The 19,482-nt window shown below is 51.7% G+C and carries 21 protein-coding genes; 17 read left to right on the forward strand and 4 right to left on the reverse strand.

Annotated features, from left to right (window positions below; genetic code table 11):
- The first annotated feature begins 14 nt into the window (after positions 1-14).
- Positions 15-1,019 carry an AI-2E family transporter gene (locus ACIDE9_RS01930; RefSeq protein ID WP_370583231.1) on the forward strand — a complete coding sequence of 335 codons (1,005 nt, stop codon included), beginning with the start codon at positions 15-17 and terminating at the stop codon, positions 1,017-1,019.
- A gap of 59 nt (positions 1,020-1,078) precedes the next feature.
- Here the strand turns inward: ACIDE9_RS01930 and ACIDE9_RS01935 are convergent, their stop codons facing one another.
- From ACIDE9_RS01935 to ACIDE9_RS01945, 3 genes are read right to left on the reverse strand one after another with little or no spacing between them, the layout of a single operon-like run.
- Positions 1,079-1,984, reverse strand: a complete 906-nt coding sequence (locus tag ACIDE9_RS01935) for a M48 family metalloprotease (protein WP_411992274.1) — start codon at positions 1,982-1,984, stop codon at positions 1,079-1,081.
- Positions 1,981-2,472 carry an SH3 domain-containing protein gene (locus tag ACIDE9_RS01940; protein ID WP_194753244.1) on the reverse strand — a complete coding sequence of 164 codons (492 nt, stop codon included), beginning with the start codon at positions 2,470-2,472 and terminating at the stop codon, positions 1,981-1,983. The genes ACIDE9_RS01935 and ACIDE9_RS01940 overlap by 4 nt, the downstream gene beginning before the upstream one ends.
- Positions 2,469-4,193, reverse strand: a complete 1,725-nt coding sequence (locus ACIDE9_RS01945) for a CHASE2 domain-containing protein (protein WP_411992277.1) — start codon at positions 4,191-4,193, stop codon at positions 2,469-2,471. Before ACIDE9_RS01945 ends, ACIDE9_RS01940 begins: the two co-directional genes overlap by 4 nt.
- 462 nt (positions 4,194-4,655) lie before the next feature.
- Between ACIDE9_RS01945 and ACIDE9_RS01950 the strand changes: the two genes are divergently transcribed.
- From ACIDE9_RS01950 to ACIDE9_RS01985, 8 genes are all read left to right on the forward strand, one after another.
- Positions 4,656-5,399 (forward strand): hypothetical protein, encoded by a 744-nt coding sequence (locus ACIDE9_RS01950; RefSeq protein WP_411992279.1) that lies wholly within the window; start codon positions 4,656-4,658, stop codon positions 5,397-5,399.
- 33 nt (positions 5,400-5,432) lie between these two features.
- The gene (locus ACIDE9_RS01955; RefSeq protein WP_411992281.1) at positions 5,433-6,971 is read left to right on the forward strand and encodes an alkaline phosphatase; all 1,539 of its coding nucleotides are present in this window, start codon (positions 5,433-5,435) and stop codon (positions 6,969-6,971) included.
- Between the two features lie 89 nt (positions 6,972-7,060).
- Positions 7,061-7,804 carry a hypothetical protein gene (locus tag ACIDE9_RS01960; RefSeq protein WP_411992283.1) on the forward strand — a complete coding sequence of 248 codons (744 nt, stop codon included), beginning with the start codon at positions 7,061-7,063 and terminating at the stop codon, positions 7,802-7,804.
- A gap of 98 nt (positions 7,805-7,902) precedes the next feature.
- Positions 7,903-9,258, forward strand: coding sequence for a DNA recombination protein RmuC (locus tag ACIDE9_RS01965; protein WP_411992285.1), 1,356 nt, complete (start codon positions 7,903-7,905; stop codon positions 9,256-9,258).
- Positions 9,255-9,512 carry a molybdopterin converting factor subunit 1 gene (gene moaD, locus ACIDE9_RS01970; RefSeq protein WP_411992287.1) on the forward strand — a complete coding sequence of 86 codons (258 nt, stop codon included), beginning with the start codon at positions 9,255-9,257 and terminating at the stop codon, positions 9,510-9,512. Before ACIDE9_RS01965 ends, moaD begins: the two co-directional genes overlap by 4 nt.
- Positions 9,513-9,525: 13 nt before the next feature.
- Positions 9,526-9,990 carry a molybdenum cofactor biosynthesis protein MoaE gene (locus ACIDE9_RS01975; protein ID WP_411992405.1) on the forward strand — a complete coding sequence of 155 codons (465 nt, stop codon included), beginning with the start codon at positions 9,526-9,528 and terminating at the stop codon, positions 9,988-9,990.
- The gene (locus ACIDE9_RS01980) at positions 9,987-12,152 is read left to right on the forward strand and encodes a Lon protease family protein (protein ID WP_411992289.1); all 2,166 of its coding nucleotides are present in this window, start codon (positions 9,987-9,989) and stop codon (positions 12,150-12,152) included. The genes ACIDE9_RS01975 and ACIDE9_RS01980 overlap by 4 nt, the downstream gene beginning before the upstream one ends.
- A 2-nt stretch (positions 12,153-12,154) precedes the next feature.
- On the forward strand, positions 12,155-12,580 hold the full coding sequence (locus ACIDE9_RS01985) for an RNA-binding S4 domain-containing protein (protein WP_194740926.1): 426 nt from the start codon (positions 12,155-12,157) through the stop codon (positions 12,578-12,580).
- 9 nt (positions 12,581-12,589) lie between these two features.
- Here the strand turns inward: ACIDE9_RS01985 and epsA are convergent, their stop codons facing one another.
- Positions 12,590-13,369, reverse strand: a complete 780-nt coding sequence (gene epsA, locus ACIDE9_RS01990) for an XrtB/PEP-CTERM-associated transcriptional regulator EpsA (RefSeq protein WP_411992290.1) — start codon at positions 13,367-13,369, stop codon at positions 12,590-12,592.
- Between the two features lie 244 nt (positions 13,370-13,613).
- On the opposite strand from epsA, the gene ACIDE9_RS01995 reads away from it, so the two are divergent.
- The 8 genes from ACIDE9_RS01995 (at position 13,614) to radA (ending at position 19,439) form a co-directional block, all read left to right on the forward strand.
- On the forward strand, positions 13,614-13,946 hold the full coding sequence (locus ACIDE9_RS01995) for a hypothetical protein (RefSeq protein ID WP_194753252.1): 333 nt from the start codon (positions 13,614-13,616) through the stop codon (positions 13,944-13,946).
- A gap of 139 nt (positions 13,947-14,085) precedes the next feature.
- Positions 14,086-14,460: a 30S ribosomal protein S6 gene (rpsF, locus tag ACIDE9_RS02000; RefSeq protein WP_194753253.1), complete on the forward strand. Its 375-nt coding sequence runs from the start codon at positions 14,086-14,088 to the stop codon at positions 14,458-14,460.
- A gap of 8 nt (positions 14,461-14,468) precedes the next feature.
- Positions 14,469-14,759, forward strand: coding sequence for a primosomal replication protein N (priB, locus tag ACIDE9_RS02005; RefSeq protein ID WP_411992293.1), 291 nt, complete (start codon positions 14,469-14,471; stop codon positions 14,757-14,759).
- 19 nt (positions 14,760-14,778) lie between these two features.
- Positions 14,779-15,012 carry a 30S ribosomal protein S18 gene (gene rpsR, locus ACIDE9_RS02010; protein ID WP_024929836.1) on the forward strand — a complete coding sequence of 78 codons (234 nt, stop codon included), beginning with the start codon at positions 14,779-14,781 and terminating at the stop codon, positions 15,010-15,012.
- Between the two features lie 21 nt (positions 15,013-15,033).
- Positions 15,034-15,483: a 50S ribosomal protein L9 gene (rplI, locus tag ACIDE9_RS02015; protein WP_194753255.1), complete on the forward strand. Its 450-nt coding sequence runs from the start codon at positions 15,034-15,036 to the stop codon at positions 15,481-15,483.
- Positions 15,484-15,626: 143 nt separating this feature from the next.
- Entirely contained in the window at positions 15,627-17,009 is a 1,383-nt protein-coding gene (gene dnaB, locus ACIDE9_RS02020) for a replicative DNA helicase (protein WP_194753256.1), read from the forward strand.
- A gap of 17 nt (positions 17,010-17,026) precedes the next feature.
- The gene (gene alr / locus ACIDE9_RS02025) at positions 17,027-18,091 is read left to right on the forward strand and encodes an alanine racemase (protein ID WP_411992295.1); all 1,065 of its coding nucleotides are present in this window, start codon (positions 17,027-17,029) and stop codon (positions 18,089-18,091) included.
- Entirely contained in the window at positions 18,084-19,439 is a 1,356-nt protein-coding gene (gene radA, locus ACIDE9_RS02030; RefSeq protein ID WP_411992297.1) for a DNA repair protein RadA, read from the forward strand. Before alr ends, radA begins: the two co-directional genes overlap by 8 nt.
- The last annotated feature ends 43 nt before the right edge of the window (positions 19,440-19,482 follow it).

Genomic DNA, 19,482 nt, shown 5'->3' on the forward strand with positions numbered 1-19,482 from the left:
AGACCGGAGCCTGTGTGACCCAAACCCAACGATTTGAAATCGCCACCTATATTCTGATGGCAGTGTTGATGTGGCTGGTATTGCAGGTGCAATTGTTGCCTGCCTTGCTGGCTGGCTTGTTGGTGTTTGAGTTAATTCACGTCATTTCGCCGTTAATTGCGCGTAAATTGCCCGGAAAATACGCCAAGTGGCTGGCTGTGGTGCTGATTGCGACTTTGGTCATTGGTCTGCTGGTGGCGTTGGGCATGGGGATTATTACCTTGATACGCAGCGATGCCGGAGGCCTGGCCGTGTTGTTCGATCAACTGGCCAAGATTATTGAAGATTCGCGCAAGGTATTGCCGCCATGGCTGAATGAGCGCCTGCCGGATGATGCCATTACCTTGCAACAAACTGTGATTGATTGGTTGCGCGCGCATTCTGCTGACTGGCAATTGCTGGGCAAAGAAGCCGGACACCATTTAGCGCACATCCTCATCGGCATGGTGATAGGCGCGATGATTGCCTTGCATGACGTGCAAACCAAGGTCAACCACAAACCGTTTGCGCAAAGCCTGTTGCAGCGCATCACCTTGTTTGCACAAGCCTTTAAAAATATCGTGTTTGCACAGGTGAAAATTTCTGCAGTGAATGCGGCGCTCACCGGTATTTATCTAGCCGTGATTTTGCCGTTGTGTGGCGTGCATTTGCCGTTTACCAAAACCATGATTGCCATTACTTTCCTGGTTGGCTTGCTGCCGGTGATCGGTAACCTGATTTCCAATACCGTGATTGTGATTGTGAGTACCAGTCATTCATTTATGGTGGCCATGGGTTCGCTGGCGTTTTTAATCTTGATCCATAAGTTTGAATACTTCCTCAATGCGCGCATCGTCGGCGGCCAGATTCGCGCCTATGCCTGGGAGTTGCTGCTGGCGATGTTGCTGATGGAGGCCACGTTTGGCTTGCCAGGCATCGTGGCGGCACCGGTATATTATGCGTATATCAAGAGTGAGTGCCGTGAACGCGGCTGGGTATAAACGTCATGTTTAAATAAATAAGGCTCGCCACGGCGAGCCTTATTTATTTACCACAGTACTTATTTCAATTTATATAAACGGTTTTCCAGGGTTTTGCCACCACTGATCTTATCCATCTGGTCACCGCTGACCAGGCTGAGTTGCGCCAGCCTGTCGTCCGGGTGGGGGTGGGTCTGGAACAATAGGGCCACGCTGCCATCATTATTGTTAATGGTTTCCATCTCCTGAAGTACTTCTGCCAGGCCATAAGCTTCGTAACCTGCGCGGGCTGCCAGCACCGTGCCCATGCTGTCGGCTTCAAATTCGGCGCTTTTGTCCAGGTTGCGTGCACTGATTTCTGCGCCGGTAGACACCGCCCGTTGTGTCAGTTTGTTTTTGCTAATTTTTTCTTTGAGAAAAGAAGTACCTGCATCCAGCAGCGCCTGTTTTTGCATCACTTTCAGGTGGTGTTTTTGCACTACATGCGCGATTTCATGCCCCAGTACACCTGCCAGTTGTGCCTCACTGGTCAGGCGCAGGTACAGGCCTTTGGTGATCAGCACATAGCCGCCAGGGGCGGCAAAGGCATTGACATCATTGCTATCAATCACGCCAAAATGCCAGGGTAAATCGGCACGCTCGGATTGGCTGGCGACCCAGCGACCTACCTTGTTCACGTATTGCTGTAGTTGCGCGTCATTCACCAGTGGCGCAGCCCCGAGTATGGTGCCGGTGACATTGCGGCCGACTGCAATTTCGTCTTCGCGGCTAGGGTTTTTCCAGTTAATGTTGGCCAGCTTGTCTTGTGCCGAGGCGTTACTCTGCGTGTCATTATTTGCAGTGGTAGGTTCTGTTTTGCTGCCCGTGCCCAGTTGTTCGTTGACTGCATCTTTGAGCACGCCTTTGAGGTCCAGCGCAGAAGCGGTGCCCCATGCCAGGCTGCTGCACAACGCAAGCGCGATGGCCTGTTTCAAGGTCTTGTTCATTGTGCGCTCCCGGTAAAGTAAGGATAGGTGCGGTTACTGAGTCCACCGTTGCTGGCAAACTGTTTGGCATCGTCCGCGTTGACAGTGTAGCTTTCCAGTTTTTTGGTTTCTGCTTCGTTAAATTGCGCGGTTTTGAGGTCTTCTGCACTCAGGCCACGGATACCGGTCGTCGACACGACTTTGCCCGTGCCACTGCGGCCAGTGGCAACGCCCACCACGCCCGCCACATTGTTGCCGCCTGTGTTATTGCGTTTAACGGTGAGCAACCGCACCCAGCCGGTTTTACCTGCCGATTTAATCTGCAGCCAGGCACCTTTTTTATTGAGGATTTCCACGGCATCGTTTTTATTGACGCTGCCGACCACTTTGGCATCGCTAAAGGACTCTGCCCGTAGCTGGTCTGCTTTGAGGGCGACCCCGGTCTCCGCAGCGGCTGCCTGACTGCATGCAAATGCCGTCAGTAGCCACAGGATGTGTTTTTTGATCATGCTTTATGCTCCTGTTGATTGTGGTGTGCACTGGTTGTTGAATCTGCTAAAGCACTCATTTCCAGTTGTATCATGGCTTGTGCGAACAATATACGCCACTGTGCGGCCAGTTGTGACGCATGGTTGGCAATCTTGCCCTGATGTGTGCTGTAACGCACGACAGGCGCGCCAGGTAGACTCAATTGATTGAGTAATGTTTGCAGTTGAGCAGACAATTGCTGGGCGTCTTGTTGCGCCGCCTCACGGTAGGTGGTTTCAGGTGCATATTGCCAACTGACCATGACCATATCGCCAAACAAACCCCAGATACCGCTTTGGGTGCCAGTTAAAATATCAATTTGCGTCGGTGCACGGCAGGCTTGTTCGATTTCGCGACGAATGCGTTTCATGGCTGCATCGCCCAATGTTTCCGGGCTTTCAATTGCAATTGGCATCAGCAGTACCTCCAGCTCTGCGCTGTTTGAGGTGAGGCCAAACGCCAGCCAGCGTTGCAAGGCACGGTCGGTGGCCAGTGCGTAGATTTTAGCCACGCCAAAATAAGCCACCGCCCAGAAAATAGGCGCGGCCAAATCCAAATAGGTATGAAACAGGTTGATGGCCAGGTAAGACAACACCAGCAAACCAATCTGGCTGCCAGTAAACACGCCGTTAAAGCGGTCGCGATCTACTTTGAAATAAAACGCCAGCGTGGTGAGCCACACCAGTAAGAAACTCAGCAGGATATAAGGCAGTTTGCCGCGCCAGACCTTGAGGTAATCCTGATGCAGGCTGTTATCCAGCGCGGTGGCCAGAATCTCCACGCCAGGGAACTGCTTGTCCATGGCCGTCGGCTTGATGTCAAACAATGCCGGCGCGGTGGAACCGATGATGACAATTTTGCCTTTAAACTCATCTTTTACACGCGTCGGTTTGGCGCTGGTGAGGTCGCGATACACATCTCTAAAACTCACGTAGTGGTAGGTAAATGGTTTGCCACGCCAGTTGAGCAACATTTCATCCGGGGTGTTGCGGCTAATCTCTGCCTGGGCTTCGGCAACCACCAATGGTAGGGCAGGCAAAGTCCAGCCACGGTCCTGGTGGCGCATGCGATATTGGCGCACCACGCCATCGTTATCCGGGTACACATTATGTGTGCCCAGGCGGCCCGGCTTCCAGGCACCTTTGAAATAGGGTGGGATTGCGGCAAAGGTGGCTTGTTTGTCTGCATCGGCAGCCGCAACCAGCCCGGGAATTTGCGCATAGGTCAGTTGGCTTTGGCTATCCTGGCTGGTGTCCAGGCGCAGCAATGGAAAGAAGCAATGCTGGCATTCGGTGATGACATCGTTGAAATAGCTGTCGCTATCCGGGTTGTAGACGTCGGCATCCGAAAACACAATATCAAAGACGATGGCTTTAGGCTGTTGTTGCTGGATATTTTCCACCAGCTCGCCTATCACCTGGCGCGGCCACGGCCAGCGGCCATATTCCTTGGCCATGGCATCCAGACTGGCTTCATTGATATCAACAATGACGATAGATGGGTCAACTGCGGGTTTGAGAATGCGGTTCTTGACCATCAGGTCAAAGGCTTTGTCGCGCATGTTTTGCCCGACATGAAACACGGCGGCGTCGAGCAAGATTACCACGCTGAATAACAGGGCCAGATACAGGTAAAAGTTATTCTTTAGTTTTCGGGTCAGGCTGGCCAGCCAGAAGCCCAGCATCAATTTGAGTTTTAACATATCGCTCCCTTGTTATTGTTTGCCTGTTTCAGGTGATGCTTGCTCCTGGTTTCTTGCGACTAGCGCAGGATGACCCGAACGGGTCATTGTGACCACCAGGCATCGTCAGTATTCTAGCAACATCACAAGGACGCAGCGATGATCACTTGCTGAAATCTGAAAATCATATCGTTTCGATTTCTGCTTTTGCTCATTTTTGGCATCGTAGATGCCTTGGTGTGATTGTGGCGTGTTTTTCAAGTTTAAAGTCTCTTTATAGCCCCGCCAGTGCGGGGTTTTTTCTTTTTAATCCCTGCATTATTTTATTTTCTCGGCGGCGGCGTAGTCAGGCCCGTCATATAAGCTTCATGCCAGTGAAAACTTTCTGACATACAGTTTTTCAAGAATGCTCAAGGTGACACAGCGCTCACAAAGTGCTGTGGCAGACAATATTTAATTAAGCATTCAGAGAGGATGTTCAGAATGAAGCTAAAACCATGGGTGTTGGCTGGTTTGCTCGGCGCAGTGGCACTGTCTCAGGCGCAGGCAGCAGAGTTGATTCAAAACGGTGGGTTCGAGGTGCAGGGCGTAGATAGCTACGATATCTCTGGCTGGCAAGTCGGCGAGCAAGGCTTTTTAGGTGGTGTGTTGTCACAATCCGGTACGGTGTCAGAAGTGACAGGCAACACAACGGTTGGCGCTTTTCAAGGCAGCTATTATGGCTTGCTGGATAACTATGGCCTCGCGGCTAGTGTGCTGTATCAGTCATTTACAACCACGGCAGTCAGCCAGGCGACCTTGTCATTCCAGATGTTTGTGAATAACCAGAATGCGACGACCGAGATCGATGCCGCAGGCCTGGATTACAGCGTCGATGCGACTGACCATGCTAACCAGCACGTGCGTGTAGATGTGCTCAAGGCCGGTAGCGATCCATTCTCTACCAATAGCGCAGATATCCTGCAAACACTGTATGTCGGTGGCGCCAATGGCGGCCTGGCAGCGAACGATTATATCAACTACCAGTTTGACCTTTCATCCAGCCTGGCGGCCGGTGGTAGCTATGTGTTGCGTTTTGCCACGGTGGCTAACCAAAGCTCATTGCAGTTGGGCCTGGACAACGTGAGCTTGCAAACCGTGTCATCTGTGCCAGAGGCAGATACCAATGCGCTGATGCTGGCTGGCCTGGGTGTGATCGCGGCAGTGATGCGCCGTCGTTATTCATAACTTACAATATTAAAAGCTGATAAAGGAATCAACATGCAACTGTTTAACTTGAAACGCACGGCCATGGTCGCCATGCTGCTGGGCTCACAACTTCTTTCTAACGCGGCGATGGCTGAGGATGCCCAGTTCTGGCTGAACGATGGCGCTGCCAGCCTGAATGACAGCAAGAAGCTGGTACCTAATGCCAAAAAAGCCAAGAACGTCATCCTGTTTGTCGGTGATGGTATGGGTATCTCTACCGTGACTGGCGCACGTATTTTTGAAGGTCAACTGAAAGGCATTGATGGCGAACGTCATAAGCTGTCTTTTGAAGAGTTCCCATATGTTGCCTTGTCAAAAACATATTCTACCAACCAGCAAACGGCTGACTCTGCACCAACCATGACAGCCATGATTTCTGGCGTAAAAACCAACGATGGTATTTTGTCCCTGAACCAGTCTGTGGCCCGCAATGAGCCTAGCCCAGTCGTATTAAACGCTAACAAAGTGACCACTTTGCTGGAGCAGGCCGAGCAAGCCGGTAAAGCGACTGGCGTGGTTTCAACTGCACGTATCACCCATGCTACGCCAGCAGCCACTTACGCACATATCTCCAACCGTGACTGGGAAGCGAATGCAAACCTGTCCGCCGCGGCTGCCAGCAATGGTGTAAAAGATATCGCTGCACAACTGATCGACAACTTTGGCACTGGCAAAATCGGTGACGGCGTAGACGTGGTATTTGGTGGTGGCCGTAGTTATTTCTTGCCTAACAGCGTGACTGACATCGAAGGCACTAAAGGCCGCCGTACGGATGGCCGTAACCTGACACAAGAATACGTGAGCAAGTTTGGTGGCGTGTATATCGAAAACCAGACCGCATTCAATGCGCTGAACCCGGCAACAACTACCAAAGTATTGGGCCTGTTCAATCCATCCCACATGGAATACGAGCAAGACCGTCCTAACGATATCGCTGGCGAACCTTCACTGGCCGAGATGACTGGTAAGGCCGTTGATATCCTGAAGAAAAACCAGAACGGTTACTTCCTGATGGTAGAAGGCGGCCGTATCGACCACGCGTCCCACGCCGGTAACGCTTACCGTACGTTTAAAGATGCGGTGGCATTGTCTGATGCGGTACGTGAAGCGGTGTCTAAAGTGAACCTGAACGATACCCTGATCATTGTGACGGCTGACCATAGCCACACCTTGACTATTGGCGGTTACCCAAAACGTGGCAACCCGATTTTGGGCAAAGTGGTTGAACCAGGCAAAACGACGCCAACCCTGGCAGCAGATGGCAAGCCTTACACCACAGTGAGCTTCGCCAACGGCCCAGGCTACCATGTGAACTCCCCAGGCGATGCCGTGTACAACGAGTCTATCGCTGCTGGCCGTGTGGTAGATATGTCTGGTGTGGATACTGAAGATCCTGATTTCCACCAAGAAGCTTTGGTACCATTGAGCTCAGAAACCCATGCTGGTGAAGAGGTTGCGATTTACGCGATTGGCCCTAAAGCCTACCTGGTGCACGGTGTGCAAGAGCAGAGCTATATCTATCAAGTGATGAAAGATGCGTTTGGCTTCTAAATTGCAGTACGCTTGTGAGTATTGAGTATAGTGAGTAATGGCAGGGCAGCTTGAAGCTGCCCTGATCCCTTTGGTTGGAATGGAAAAACATGATATTGAAAAAATCCGCTGGATGTCTGGCACTGTTATTCATGAGTGCTGTTGCCATGGCAGATGACGTAGTGAATGCGCGTTATGAAACGGTGCAATGCGCACAACCATGCAAAGCAGAAGAGGCCAAACATGTGCAGTGGTGGCTGATGCGTGACACCAATCAGGTCGAGATACGCAATCTGTATCAAAACGGTGAGCCTGCACATCACAGCAGCCTGTGGTTGAAAAAACCAGCCGGGCAAATGAATTATGTATATTTGATGCATGACGAGCGCCGCGCCATTGATTATGCCGATGTCGATTTGAAATTGTTGTCTATCAAGACCGATGAGCAGTTCTGGCAACTGAAATCACAATTGGTGACGGATAGCGAACTGGCCAGTCTGCAAAAAGTAGACGCAGCGCCTGCGACGCAATACGGTTACCCGGTAGAAAAATATGAGGGTACTTTGGGCGATGGCATTCGCAGCGAAGTCTGGTGGATTCCGGCATTAAAATTACCTTATAAAGTGGCTTATACCTATCCGCAGCACACGGTGAATATCCAGTTGCAAGCACTGCAACCAGCCGCCAAGGCAAATCAGCCGGTAGAGATTGCGCCTGCCACTTCGCTGACGGCACTGAGCAACTACCAGCACGTGGATTATGCTGACCTCGGCGATATGGAGCACAATCCTTCTGAAATGCAATGGCTAGCCAAAGCGCACGGCGCGCCTGGTTTGCATGCGCATGAGCATTAACCTACTCGTTTAATCTCCGTTTCAAGCACGCATACATCGACGCAGCGAATTTGTGCTACGTCGATGTGGCGTACACGCTCATCGGCTATAATGCCGCCATGACGCTTCAAATTATTCAGTTACTCCTGTTGCTGTTAGTGATTGCCATGCTGGTCTGGCAGTGGCGTACGCAACAACAAGCTGCACAGCAGGCATTGTCGCAATTACTTTCCCAACAGCTTGAAGAAAAACATCGCCTGATGATGAGCGAGATGCATCAATCGCTTAATCAACTGGCTGACCGATTACAAAGCTTAAATAACGACCAGCAGGATCGCTTGCGTGCGCAGTTGTCGCAAGAACTCACCGCGACCCGCGAAGCCATGCAAGCCTTACAAGTAGCGCAGCGTGACTATTTAAGCCAAAGCAGCGAGCAACTCAGCCTGAGTTTGCGTAATGGTTTGTCCGAGCAGGGCATGTTGCAGCAAAACCTGCTCAAAACCGCCTTGCAAACCACTACGCAAAGCCTGACGCAAAGCATAGAGGCGTTAACCAAGATTGTTGACACGCGGCTGGAAGAAATGAGCGGCAAGGTGTCTATTCGCCTGGAAGAAGGCTTTAAGAAGACCAATGAGACCTTCGTTAGCGTCATGGAGCGTTTGGCCACCATTGATGAAGCACAAAAGAAAATTGATGGCCTGAGCGTGAATGTGGTGAGTTTGCAAGAGCTGCTTGGCGACAAGCGCAGCCGTGGCGCGTACGGTGAGGTGCAGTTGGAGGGTTTGGTGCGTAATGTGTTGCCCGCCAGCAGTTTTGCTATGCAGCATACGCTGAGCAATGGCGCGCGTGTGGACTGCGCCTTGTTCTTACCTGAACCGACTGGCACCGTGGCGGTAGATAGTAAGTTCCCATTGGAAAACTATCACCGCATGATTGATAGCAGCCTGGGGGAGCTGATGCAGGCGCAGGCGGCCAAATCGTTTAAAGCCGATATTAAAAAACATATCGATGACATTAGCAGTAAATATATTATTGCCAATGAGACCTCGGACGGTGCAGTGATGTTTATTCCTGCCGAAGCGGTGTTTGCCGAAATTCATGCTTACCACGGCGATGTGGTTGATTACGCCATGCAGAAACGTGTCTGGCTGGTATCGCCTACCACCTTGATGGCCGTGTTAAACACTGCGCGCGCGGTGCTCAAAGACGTTGAGATGCGCAAGCAGGTGCATATTATTAAAGATGAACTGGGCAAACTGAGTAAAGATTTTGACCGCTTTGATACCCGTATGAAAAAACTGGCCGATAATATCCGCCAGGCACATGAAAACGCACAGGACGTGCATATCAGCAGCCAGAAAATTTCCCGCCGCTTTGCCCAGATTGAAAAGGTTGAACTGGTGCAGACGACAGGCCTGGATACGCTGGAATTGCTGGATGAATTAGACGAGGCTGGAAAGAACACCCCAACATGAATATCACCATTTTATATTTCGCCCGTATCAAGGAAGTCGTCAATTATTCTTCTGAAGACGTTGAGTTGCCAGACGGCGTAGAAACCATTGTGGCGCTCAAGTCCTGGCTATCGGGCCGTGGCGACACCTGGCAAAAATTGTTTAGTGGTGGCGGAGTTGTACGTGCCGCCATCAACCATGAGCTGGTGGATGATATGGCTACGTTTGATGATGGTGATGAAGTGGCGTTTTTTCCACCGGTGACCGGGGGCTAGATTGAGCGCGCTCATTGACCTCAACGTGTCTGTGCAGGCCGACGATTTTGATGTTGGCCTGGAGTTGCAGCGGCTCAGGGCCGCGACGCCACAAGCGGGTGCACTGGTGAACTTTGTCGGGTTGGTGCGCGAGCTGTCTGCGGCTGGCCAGTTAAGCGAGATGGTCATTGAACATTATCCTGGCATGACCGAAAAAGCCTTGCAGCAGATTGCCCTGCAAGCCGCACAACGCTGGCCGTTGCTAGGGGTGCGTATTATTCATCGTGTTGGGAGATTGCCCGCGCAGGCGCAGATTGTGCTGGTGGCTGCCACCAGTTTGCACCGGCAAGCGGCGTTTGAAGCCTGTGCGTTTATGATGGATTATTTAAAAACCGAGGCGCCTTTCTGGAAAAAAGAAGTCGGTGATTTTGGCCAGCACTGGGTAGAAGCCCGTGTATCCGATGAACAAGCAAAACAACAGTGGAAACTGCCTAAATGATGCAAGTACTCAGTCCTAATGAAATGACCGTTTCCTACAAGCTGTCGCCCATGTCGTTTGAATCTACCGAAGCGTTGCTGGATGCGGCCGACTTGGGATTAACGGACTATGGCTGGAAATTACAGCCGGAAGCGCAGAAAACCCTGATGATGGGACTGTCCTTGCAGCAGGCCGGGAGCAATGTGCTGGTGCTGGGTACACCTGGCTCAGGTCGGGCGGCGTTAACCATGGCGGCCATGAAGGCCGCTGCCGTCACGGGTATTGATAGTTCGCTGACAGATCTGGTCGCCCTGTATGACTTTAGCCAGCAGGCTTGCGTCAACTACATCAAATTGCCTGCGGGCCTGGGTGCGCAATTACGCACGGTGATGGATTCATTTATCAAGGCCTTGGTCGCTGAAATGCAACAGTGGGTAGATGCCAGTGGGCAGGTGAATCTGCCACAGGCTGAAACCTGGCTGGAAGAGCGTGTGGATAGCTTGCGCTCGCAGTTAAGCAGTGCCAAGTTATCACCATTTTTTAATATCATTAAGCCGGAAGTACTGGCCTATTTGCAAGCCTGGCAGCAAGTGGGTGGCGAGGGCGAAGGCGGCTCTGACAGTATTATCAACGACAGCTTCTTGTCCCGCTTCCGCGTCAATTTACTGGTCGATCAGCGTGCCAATCTCACGGCTGGTGTGAAACAACCGGTGGTCGAAGAAAAAGACCCGGGGTTTGCGGCGTTGTTCGGCATGCTGGAAACAGCCGCTGGTGAGTCTGCGCAATGGCCGGAGTTTTTACGCCTGCGTGCTGGTAGCCTGCATCAGGCCGATGGCGGCATGTTGTTGTTGCATCTGCGTGATTTAATGCAGGACGAGGGCAATGGCAGTGCATTGCTCGAAAAACTGTATCGTTTTATGCGTAACTGCGAGGTGCAGATTGAGGATTGGGCTAACCACGCACAGCAGGGCGCAGGCGGCAACCGCCATGGCGCACTGCCGGTGCATGTGAAAATTGTCATGATTGCCAGCCGCGAAGATTATTACGATTGCCTGGAAGCGCAACCGGATTTCTTTGATTTCTTCCCGATTAAAGTCGAATTTGAAGACCGTGTGCCAGCCACGCTGGAAAACTATGCCTGGGTGTCAGGCTATATTGCCCGCAAATGTCAGCAGCAAGTGTTGCCTCATTTTAGCGGCGCAGCGGTCAATGTGATGTTGCAGTTTATGCATCGCGTCGAGGAGGATCAGGGCCGTATCAGTACGCGTTTTGCCCATCTGGACCAGTTAATGTACGAAAGTGTGGCGGTGGCAGCGGATGCGCGATTGGTGACCGATGTGCATGTGAAGCAGGCGCTCTCGGCCCGTTTGCTACGTCAGCAGTTTTTTGAAACGCAGATTCGTGACTCCATTATCGATAACGAATTGCTGATTCAAGTGCATGGCAATGTAGTGGGGCAGGTCAATGGCTTGACGCATATTGAGTTGGGGGATGCCAGTTTCGGTTCGCCCATCCGTATTACTGCGCGTTGCTATCCTGGTCGCAGTGGGGTGATCAACATTGACCGTGAAGTCAATATGAGCGGCCCTACGCACGACAAGGGGATTTATATTCTGCAAAACTGGCTCAGTGCCAGTTTTTGGGCGCTGGCGCCACTGAGCCTGAATGCCTCACTGGTATTTGAGCAGGAATATACCGGCGTTGAGGGTGACTCTGCCTCGTGCGCCGAGTTGTTCGCACTGCTTTCCGCGTTGACCGGTTTACCAATCAAGCAAGGCATGGCAGTCACCGGCGCGCTCAACCAGTTTGGCGAAGTAATGCCGATTGGAGGCATCAACGAGAAAATTGAAGGGTATTTCCGTGTCTGTGAAGCCTTGGGCTTGAATGGCGAGCAGGGCGTGATTATCCCCAAACGTAATCAGCGCCACCTGGTGCTGGATGAGAGCGTGGTGACGGCAGTGAATAATGGCATGTTCAAGATTATTGCCATCGACCACGTGCTGGAGGGGATTGCGCATTTAACGGAATGTGAGGCTGGCACGCAGGAGGCTGACGGCACGTATGCAGGCGATACGCTGATGGCGCGTGCACAAGGCGCCTTGGCCAGTTACCGGCATACCCTTGAACGTAACCAGGCGCGCATGGCTTATATCCAACAGCATCCAGATCAATTGGACCTCTAACTATGCCGCGCACGCATCATCGTAAGCAGGAGGCGCCCCCAGAAAAAGACGACGGTTGCCGCCTGGACAAATGGTTATGGGCTGCACGCTTTTTTAAAACACGCAGTTTGGCGGCAGAAGCGGTAGATGGCGGCAAAGTACGTATCGATGGTGACCGTGCTAAAAATGCACGAGAAATGAAGCCCGGCATGCGTGTCAGCATCAAAAACAAGGACATGCAGATTGAGGTCGAAGTGCTGGCGTTAAGCAACGTGCGGCGTGGTGCACCTGAGGCTGCGTTACTCTATCGCGAAACGGATGAAAGCCAGCGTCTACGCCAACAGGCACAAGAGACAGGTGCTGATCAGTATGCCGAACGTGACCGTGGCCTCGGGCGACCCACCAAGCGGCAAATGCGCGAGATTCAGCGCTTTACCGGCCGGGGCTAGTTGCTTGAATTAGCTCGGGCGGCGTACACCTACAGGCATGCCTGTTTTAGCCACGGCTTGTGCCCGGCACGACACATCCAGTTTCTGGAAAATACGTTTGAGGTGGTTTTTAACGGTATTAGCGCTGATATTCAGGATCATGCCGATTTCGAGGTTGGTCTTGCCGCTACGCACCCAGTGCAGAATCTCCTGCTCACGGTCAGACAAGCCGCCTTGCGCCATGCTATCCAGCAAGTCTTCATCTTTTACCACTGGTGTCAGGTGGCCGATACGGCGGATGGCAGCATCCAGGTGCGGCATAATCATGCCCAGCATCTGGTCTGGTACCGTAAATTCTTTGGTGCGGTCAAAAAAGACATAAATGCAGTCCGCTTTGCCACGCGTATCACGCACGCCATACACCATTAATGAATGCATTTTAATCAGTTGCTGGGTGAACGGATTGGGCGATTGTGCATGAATGCCGCTGGCATCAAAGCGGTTGATGACATACCACTTGTCGTCATTTTCTACCCAGCGCTTGTATAAGTTGCACATCAGGTAGTTCACAATGGCCGAGTCTTCAAGCAGGCGCTGTGTGGATAATTCAGGAAATGACGACGACACATCAAAATGCAGTTCACCACTGCTAAAGTCGCCCCAGGCCGCCAATAGTACATCGTGCCGCATCAGCGGATGAATGTCTTGTTTTAGCCAGTTAAAGAATTCAATATGGCGTTTAATCGCATATGAGTTCTGGATGGCCTGCAAGATGCCTTCCCAATGGGTTTGTTTTTTTTGTACCAGCATGCAGTTACCTCAAGTTATTCTACGCAGGACGGACTTAGCCCGCTGTATCTTCATGGTCTCAAGGTCTTTACGGCGCAATTCTATACTTCTTTAATGGGGATAGTCTGTGGCTCAGGCAGAAATCTCGGTTGATACAAGTCAAGGATTTCATTTTTTTGGATTTTTCATTTCAAAACAAAGGGATACTTGCGTTAAAATAAGAAGTAAAGAATCGTAATGCATCAGCAGGTATGAGTGGACAGCGATGAGTAGACTAAATAAGTTGCCGAATGGCGTGCGTTATCCCAGTCATAAAGAATGGCAGTTGCTGAAAAAACTGCCCAAATGGTGGTTGTTGGGTACGCTGGTGTTTGTGGCGCCGCTAGCGTATGCCTGGTGGCAGAACGGCGATTTGTTGACGCGTGATATCGAGCGCACGGCCATGTTCCTGGGGTTGCTGTTTACCTTCTGGTTTTTTATTGGTGCCATGATGATAGGGCTGATTGTGATCATTATCATGAAAGGACCGGGTTATGTGTCTGATCCTTATTTTCTACCCAAGGAAGACAAAAGCCTGGAGAATCCGCCAAAAAAGTAATAAGTCCTTGTTGTAGCATGAAATCCGGTTTATAATCGCGTGCTTTGCAACCTTGCCACACTTTGTTTGCAACCACTGTATGCCACATGGCATGTGCGTGATTGGTTCTGAAGGTGGCTAATAACCACAAGGAAATCTCATGCGACACTATGAAATCGTGTTTATTGTTCACCCTGACCAGAGTGAACAAGTGCCAGCAATGATCGAGCGTTACCGCGCTCAAATCACTGGCAATGGCGGCAACATTCACCGTCTGGAAGACTGGGGCCGTCGTCAACTTGCCTATCCAATTCAAAAAGTACACAAAGCACACTACGTGTTGATGAACATCGAGTGCAGCCAAGAAGTGCTGGAAGAAATGGAACACGGCTTCAAATTTAACGATGCTGTATTACGTCACCTGACAATCGCGACGAAAACAGCAGTGACAGCACCAAGCCCAATGATGAAAGAGGAAAAATCCAAAACCATCGTTGGTGACGCACCTGCTGCTACCACTGAGGCAACTGCTTAAGTCGTGTTGTGAATACGCTGGTGATTGCGGCAACGATTCACTCTGTTGAAGCGTTGCGTTACACACCGGCAGGCTTGCCCTTGTTGCGATTGCAATTGCAGCATGATTCAGAACAGCAAGAAGCTGGGATGAATCGCAAAGTGCAGTGTCAGTTACCCGCAGTGTTGATTGGTGAAAAAGCCAGTCTGCCATTGCAAAGCGGCGATCACATCAAAGTGAAGGGGTTTTTGGCGCAGCGCAGTGCAAAAAGCACACAAGTGGTACTGCATATACAAGAATTACAGCGAATACAGTATTAAAGAATTTAAGGAGTTTCAAATGGCAAGAGATATGTACAAACGTCGCCGTTACTGCCGTTTTAGCGCAGAAGGCATCAAAGAAGTTGACTACAAAGACGTAGATCTGTTGAAAGATTTCGTTTCTGAAAACTTCAAAATCATCCCAGCCCGTATGACTGGTACCAAGGCTAAATACCAACGTCAACTGACAACCGCGGTTAAACGCGCGCGTTTCCTGGCACTGATGCCTTACACAGACAAACACCCAGGTTAATTGGCGGCTTAGGAGAACAACATGCAAGTAATTTTATTGGAAAAAGTAGCAAACCTGGGCTCACTGGGCGACGTGGTTAAAGTGAAAGACGGTTACGGCCGTAACTTCCTGATTCCACAAGGTAAAGCTAAACGTGCAACAGAAGCAAACAAAGCTGTTTTTGCAGCACAGCGCGCTGAGTTGGAAAAACAACAAGCTGACTTGTTGGCCGTTGCACAAGCACGCGGCGAAAAACTGGCTGGTTTCAGCCTGACAGTGGCTCAAAAAGCAGGTGTGGATGGTCGTCTGTTCGGTTCCGTGACTAACATGGACATCGCTGAAGGCTTGCAAGCACAAGGTCACGAAGTGAAGAAAGCGGATGTGCGCCTGCCAAACGGCCCACTGAAGAACATCGGTGACTTCGCGGTGAGCGTTGCACTGCACCACGACGTGGTTGTAGACATCACTGTAACAGTGACACCAGAAGCTTAATCAAGCCTCTGTATGTAGTATAAAAAAGGCTACTTCGGTAGCCTTTTTGTTTTTCTCTGAGTCCTCCATAGCTAAAATACTTTTAATCTTTCATCCCTGCCAAAACCCCAAAATGCGTGACTGCTTTTCGGTATAATCGCCAGATGGCTGATGAACAACTCGAATTCTTAAAACTCCCTCCACATTCCATTGAAGCTGAGCAATCGGTCCTCGGTGGGCTGTTGCTCGACAACGAAGCACTGGACAAAATCGCCGATATCCTCGCGCCGCAAGATTTTTACCAGCACGACCACAAGCTGATTTATGAGCATATTGCGCGTCTGATTGAGCGCAACCAGCCTGCTGATATTGTGACAGTGGCTGAGTCGCTGGAAAACAGCAATGAGCTGACAACGGTAGGTGGCGTGGCTTATCTGGGCGCACTGGCACAGAACACACCGACGGCGGCCAATATCCGCCGCTATGCTGAGATTGTGCATGAGCGTTTTGTGATGCGCCAACTGGTCACTGTCGGCACCGATATTGCCGAAAGCGCTTACCTGCCGAACGGCCGCAATGCACAGCAATTGCTCGACGAAGCCGAAGCCAAGATTTTCCAGATTGCCGAAGGCGGTAACCGCAAGAGTCAGGGCTTTTTGGGCATGCAAGTGTTATTGCCGCAAGTGGCTGACCGCATTGACTACTTGTATTCGCGTGAAAACCATTCTGATGTGACGGGCATCCCAACCGGCTTTACCGACCTCGACTCAATGACCTCTGGTTTGCAAGGTGGCGATATGGTGATTATTGCCGGGCGTCCGTCCATGGGTAAAACGGCGTTTGCGATTAACATCGCTGAAAACGTGGCCCTGGAGACCAACAAAGCAGTGGCCATTTTCTCGATGGAGATGGGCGCGACACAGTTGACCACGCGTATGATTGGCTCGATTGGCCGCCTGGACCAGCATAAGATGCGTAACGGTAACCTCGAAGACGAGGACTGGGAAAAACTCACCACCGCGCTAGGTAAACTGAACGAAGCGCCGATTTATATTGATGAAGGCGCAGGTTTAAGTAGCTTTGACGTGCGTGCGCGTGCGCGTCGTTTGCATAGGCAGACGGGTGAGTTGGGCCTGATTGTGATCGACTATTTACAATTGATGAGTTCACCGGCCGGGCGCCAGGGTGAAAACCGGGCGACCGAGATTTCTGAAATTTCACGTTCTCTCAAAGCCTTGGCTAAAGAATTAAATGTGCCTTTGATTGCGATTTCGCAGTTAAACCGCAGTGTGGATCAGCGTCCGGACAAACGCCCGGTGATGAGTGACTTGCGCGAATCTGGCGCGATTGAGCAGGATGCTGACTTGATTATGTTCGTGTACCGTGACGAATACTACAACCCGGACAGCGCGGAAAAAGGCACTGCCGAGATCATTATTGCCAAGCAGCGTAACGGCCCGATTGGCCGCGTGCGCCTGACCTTTATGGGTGCGCATACACGCTTTATGGATTACGCCAACGCCGCGTATATGCCTGACGAGTATTAATCTGGCTGGCATTACATATGCGTCCTATTGTTGCCCATATTTCAGAAGCTGCGCTAGCGCATAACCTCGCGCAAGTCAGGCGCTATGCGCCGCAATCCAAAGTGATTTCCGTCGTCAAAGCCAATGCCTATGGCCACGGCCTGCTCAATGCTGCGCGCGGATTAAAAGAAACTGATGCTTTTGCCGTACTCAATATCAGTGAGGCGATTACGTTGCGCGACGCCGGTTACCAGCACCCGATTCTGTTGCTGGAAGGAGTGTTTTCGGCGGAAGAGATGACACTGGTGGATCGCTATCAGTTGGATACGGTGGTCTCTCATCACGCCCAGTTGGCGTGGGTGCTGGAAAGTGCGCCTAATATTCCGCTGCGAATTTACCTCAAGCTGGATAGCGGTATGCATCGGCTGGGTTTTCAGCCGCAGGCATATGCGCATGCCTTGCAGCAATTGGCCAGTTCAGCGAATGTGCGTGAACTGATATTGATGACCCATTTCGCCAACGCAGATGTGGCTGATGGTACCGATGCTGCCATGCAAGTCGTGGCGCAGGTGATGCCAGCCTCCTATGCACGCTCGCTGGCCAATTCTGCTGCTATTGTGCAGCAGTCACACACACATGCAGACTGGGTACGCCCGGGCATTATGCTGTATGGCGCCACGCCAGTGGCTGAAAAATCTGCCAGCAGTTTGGGGCTAAAACCGGTGATGACCTTGCAGTCTGGCTTGATTGCGGTGCAGGAAATTGCCGCCGGTGAGAGCGTAGGTTATGGCAGCCTGTTTGCCGCAGACAAACCCACACGCGTAGGGATCGTAGCTTGCGGCTATGCGGATGGTTATCCACGGCATGCGCCTACGGGCACGCCCATTGCCGTCGCTGGCCATTTAACCCGCACATTAGGGCGGGTCTCCATGGATATGCTGGCAGCCGATATTACCGATATTCCACAAGCTGCTATTGGCAGTACAGTGGAGCTGTGGGGTGAACAGGTGCCGGTGGACGCGGTGGCGCTGGCTGCCGGTACCATAGGCTACGAATTGTTATGTGCAGTCACGGCCAGGGTGCCTTTTAAAATTCATGGCTAAAGCAAAAACACAATATACCTGCACTGAATGCGGTGCGTCTGAGCCTAAATGGCAAGGGCAGTGCCCGAGCTGCAATGCCTGGAATACACTGCTAGAAACAGTGCCCGAAACGGCGACGCAAAGCCGTTTTGCCAGTCTGGCGCCGACAGCGCAACTGCAAAAACTGGCCGATGTCGAGGCGCAGGATGTGTCGCGGCAGGCAACCGGTATTGCCGAATTTGACCGCGTATTGGGCGGCGGCTTGGTCGCAGGTGGCGTGGTACTGATTGGTGGTGACCCTGGAATCGGTAAATCTACGCTCTTACTGCAAACCGTGTGCAAGGTCTCGCAGAGCCTGAAATCTTTTTATATCAGTGGTGAAGAGTCTGCGCAGCAGATTGCCATGCGTGCACAACGCCTGGGGCTGGATGCCAGCCAGGTAGATGTGCTGGCCGAGATCAACCTGGAAAAAATCAGCCAGGTGCTGCAACAGCATAAACCAGATGTGGTGGTGATCGATTCGATTCAAACCGTGTATTCAGAGGCGTTGCAATCGGCGCCTGGTTCGGTGGCGCAGGTACGTGAATGCAGTGCGCAACTGACGCGCATTGCCAAGCAATTGGGCATCAGCATGATATTGGTCGGGCATGTGACCAAAGAGGGTTCTCTAGCTGGGCCGCGCGTGCTGGAACATATTGTCGATAGCGTGCTCTATTTCGAAGGTGACCAGAATTCGAGTTTCCGCTTGATCCGAGCCTTTAAAAACCGTTTCGGTGCGGTCAATGAGTTGGGCGTGTTTGCCATGACTGAAAAAGGCTTGCGTGAAGTCAGCAACCCTTCGGCCTTGTTTTTATCGCATCACGAGTCGCCGGTGCCTGGTTCCTGCATCACTGTCACCCAGGAGGGCACGCGGCCTTTGCTGGTTGAAATTCAGGCGCTGGTGGATACCGCACATGCCCCTAATCCCAAGCGCTTGTGTGTTGGTCTGGAGCAAAACCGGCTGGCCATGTTGCTGGCAGTGTTGCACCGCCATGCAGGCGTGGCCTGCTTTGATCAGGATGTGTTTATCAACGCTGTCGGCGGCGTCAAAATCAGTGAGCCTGCGGTTGATTTGGCCGTGTTGCTGGCTATTGTGTCGTCATTGAAAAACAAACCACTAGCCAATAAGCTGATTGTATTTGGTGAGGTTGGTTTGGCTGGAGAAGTGCGGCCAGTACAGCGCGGTCAGGAGCGCTTGAAAGAAGCGGCCAAACTGGGCTTCACACATGCGATTATCCCCAAAGCCAATGCGCCTAAGGGCGGTGTTGCCGGGTTGCACATTGATGCCGTGGATCGGTTGGAACAAGCCATAGACGTGCTGCGCGCATAAAAAAATGGCAACGACTGCCGGGAATGCAATCGTTGCCAGAGAG

Origin of the sequence: Methylophilus sp. 'Pure River' (assembly GCF_046765995.1) — a bacterium.
Lineage (GTDB): Bacteria > Pseudomonadota > Gammaproteobacteria > Burkholderiales > Methylophilaceae > Methylophilus.

Coding starts and splice junctions, on each gene's coding strand:
- rpsR (WP_024929836.1), top strand. CDS start 14,779: ATGGCAAGAGATATGTACAAACGTCGCCGTTACTGCCGTTTTAGCGCA.
- ACIDE9_RS01945 (WP_411992277.1), bottom strand. CDS start 4,193: ATGTTAAAACTCAAATTGATGCTGGGCTTCTGGCTGGCCAGCCTGACC.
- dnaB (WP_194753256.1), top strand. CDS start 15,627: ATGGCTGATGAACAACTCGAATTCTTAAAACTCCCTCCACATTCCATT.
- ACIDE9_RS01980 (WP_411992289.1), top strand. CDS start 9,987: ATGATGCAAGTACTCAGTCCTAATGAAATGACCGTTTCCTACAAGCTG.
- radA (WP_411992297.1), top strand. CDS start 18,084: ATGGCTAAAGCAAAAACACAATATACCTGCACTGAATGCGGTGCGTCT.
- epsA (WP_411992290.1), bottom strand. CDS start 13,369: ATGCTGGTACAAAAAAAACAAACCCATTGGGAAGGCATCTTGCAGGCC.
- ACIDE9_RS01985 (WP_194740926.1), top strand. CDS start 12,155: ATGCCGCGCACGCATCATCGTAAGCAGGAGGCGCCCCCAGAAAAAGAC.
- ACIDE9_RS01955 (WP_411992281.1), top strand. CDS start 5,433: ATGCAACTGTTTAACTTGAAACGCACGGCCATGGTCGCCATGCTGCTG.
- ACIDE9_RS01965 (WP_411992285.1), top strand. CDS start 7,903: ATGACGCTTCAAATTATTCAGTTACTCCTGTTGCTGTTAGTGATTGCC.
- ACIDE9_RS01940 (WP_194753244.1), bottom strand. CDS start 2,472: ATGATCAAAAAACACATCCTGTGGCTACTGACGGCATTTGCATGCAGT.
- rpsF (WP_194753253.1), top strand. CDS start 14,086: ATGCGACACTATGAAATCGTGTTTATTGTTCACCCTGACCAGAGTGAA.
- rplI (WP_194753255.1), top strand. CDS start 15,034: ATGCAAGTAATTTTATTGGAAAAAGTAGCAAACCTGGGCTCACTGGGC.
- ACIDE9_RS01935 (WP_411992274.1), bottom strand. CDS start 1,984: ATGAACAAGACCTTGAAACAGGCCATCGCGCTTGCGTTGTGCAGCAGC.
- ACIDE9_RS01960 (WP_411992283.1), top strand. CDS start 7,061: ATGATATTGAAAAAATCCGCTGGATGTCTGGCACTGTTATTCATGAGT.
- ACIDE9_RS01950 (WP_411992279.1), top strand. CDS start 4,656: ATGAAGCTAAAACCATGGGTGTTGGCTGGTTTGCTCGGCGCAGTGGCA.
- moaD (WP_411992287.1), top strand. CDS start 9,255: ATGAATATCACCATTTTATATTTCGCCCGTATCAAGGAAGTCGTCAAT.
- alr (WP_411992295.1), top strand. CDS start 17,027: ATGCGTCCTATTGTTGCCCATATTTCAGAAGCTGCGCTAGCGCATAAC.
- ACIDE9_RS01995 (WP_194753252.1), top strand. CDS start 13,614: ATGAGTAGACTAAATAAGTTGCCGAATGGCGTGCGTTATCCCAGTCAT.